A 1,835-nucleotide genomic window follows, 5' to 3' on the forward strand; every position below is an offset into this window, starting at 1 on the left:
AGGTCTTCGGCCTGTTGGGGTGTCCGCTTCGCTCCCACCCTGGCCCTTGCGGCTTCGCCTCCAGGGCCAGGGCCCGCTTCGCGGTCCCGGCTGGCAGCGGCGGGGAGGGTGCGGGCTGGTTCTCGGCTGACGGCCGGTGGGGTACTCGGGAGGGGGGTGATCCTCGGAATCCTGCCCGGGTGGGTGCGTCCTCCGGGTAGAGTCAGCCTACATCAGATCTGATGTAGGCTGTGTAATATCTCGTGAAACTGTTGCCTACTGGGTTGAGTGGATCGATAGGCCAGTATTCTGCCTGGTGTCCCGATCGCGTGAATCGGATGCTGTGTACGATCCCGAGGAATCTGCCACTGCCCCTGATAGGGGCTTTGAATTCTTCTACCTGACGGAGGAAGCGAATGCAGGAGGCAGGAGGCATCACCCTCCGCCCGCATCAGGAAGAGGCGGTGGAGGCGATCGTCCGGGGGCTCGAAGTCCGGCCCGGGAAGCGTCTTCCGAAGGCGGGTCTGCGGGCGACGGTGGTCGCGGCGTGCGGGACCGGGAAGACGTTCATCGCGGCCACGGCCGCGCTTCGCCTCGCCCGGGGCGGGCGGGTCCTGGTGGTGCTGCCGACGCTCGATCTCCTGACCCAGACCGCCAGGGAGTGGCGTACCGCCGGCCACACCGGGCCCGCGGTCGCCGTGTGCTCGCTGGAGGACAACCCGCAGCTCTACAGCCTCCAGGTCCGCACGACGACGTCGGCGCCTCAGCTCGCGCTGTGGCACGGGCGCGGCCCGGTCACCGTGTACGCGACGTACGCCTCCCTGCCCGTCATCGCCGAAGCCGTCGCCGAGGCGCACGAGTACGGGCTGGTGATGGAGGCCTTCGACCTGGTGGTCGTGGACGAGGCGCACCGCACGTCCGGGTCGGCGGGGAAGGCGTGGGCGGAGGTGCACCGGCAGGAGGTGATCCCGGCCCAGCGCCGGCTCTACATGACGGCCACCCCTCGGATCTGGGGCGAGCGGCATGTGCGGACGCGGGCAGAGCAGAGGGCCGCCGAGGAAGCGCACCGGGAGGCGGAGGAGAAGCGGCGCCTGGAGGCGGAGGCCGAGGGGCTCGTGTACGTGGGCGGGCCGCTGCGGGATCCGCTGCCCAAGACGATGGCCTGCTCCATGGACGACCCGAAGGTGTTCGGGCCCGTCGTCTACGAGCTGACCCTCGCCGACGCAATCGCCCGCGGGCTTCTGGCGCGCTACCAGATCGTGGTGGCCGAGCTCGTCGACCCTGTCGTCACCCCGAAGCGGCTCTACAGCAAGGAGCGGTGGGAGGAACGGCTCCGCGGCGAGCGCCTCGCCGCCATGCAGACCGCGCTGCTGGAGACCATGGCCGACCACGACTTGAAGACCACGATCACCTTCCATCACCGCACCGTCGAGGCACAGGCCTTCGCCGAAGGCCTCCCCCGCGTCGCCCGCCGCCTCCACGAAACGCACCCCGAAAAGCACCCCGAACACATGTGGACGGGGTGGCTGCGCGGAGAGCACGAGCCCGAGTACCGGGCCGACGTCCTCGCCGACTTCGGACGCCGCGCCGGCCGCGCCGTCCTCGCGAACTGCCGCGTCCTCGGGGAAGGCGTCGACATCCGCGCCGTCGACTCCGTGGCCCTGATCGACCCCAAGGGCTCCGACGTCGACATCGTCCAGGCCATCGGACGGGCCCTTAGGCAAAAGCCGGGCGAGGGGAAGATGGCCACGCTCATCGTGCCTGTCTTCCTGGCCGAGAATGAGAATCCCGACGACATTCTCTCGTCGAAATCGTACGGCCCGCTCATTCGGGTATTGAACGGGCTTCGTGCGCAC

Annotated in this window: 1 protein-coding gene; it reads left to right on the top strand. The window is 69.3% G+C overall.

Features of this window, described 5'->3' with window-relative positions; all coding sequences use genetic code 11:
- Positions 1-395: 395 nt before the first annotated feature.
- On the top strand, positions 396-1,835 hold a 1,440-nt coding region (locus tag ACFWBW_RS41685), incomplete at its 3' end, for a DEAD/DEAH box helicase family protein (protein ID WP_385385133.1).

The sequence above is a fragment of the Streptomyces sp. NPDC059957 genome (genome assembly GCF_042730015.1).
GTDB lineage: Bacteria > Actinomycetota > Actinomycetes > Streptomycetales > Streptomycetaceae > Streptomyces.